Annotated in this window: 1 pseudogene; it reads left to right on the top strand. The window is 68.2% G+C overall.

The features are described 5' to 3' along the window. Positions 1–182 (top strand): annotated as a pseudogene (locus tag MFF64_RS37040) (acetylornithine deacetylase); the annotation flags it as partial. Positions 183–258: the final 76 nt, after the last annotated feature.

Below are 258 nucleotides of genomic sequence, written 5' to 3' on the forward strand. Positions count from 1 at the left end.
ACCCTATTGCTGTACCCAGCGCCACGGAGGCCGGGTCCTTCCAGCAGGGGGGGAGACCGGGCGGCGTGTGCGGGCGCGGACACCTCGCGCAGCCCGACCAGCGCGACGAGTTCATGACCCTCGACGCGCTCGGCAAGGGCGAGCGGTTCCTGAGGGCCCTGATCGAGGCTTGTGCGTCATGAACGCGCTCATCGGCATCACCATCAAGCTGCGCCCGCTGGAACGCGAGGAGCTGGGCTTCGTCCACCAGCTGAACAA

The organism is Methylobacterium frigidaeris, assembly GCF_022179185.1.
Taxonomy (GTDB): domain Bacteria; phylum Pseudomonadota; class Alphaproteobacteria; order Rhizobiales; family Beijerinckiaceae; genus Methylobacterium; species Methylobacterium frigidaeris.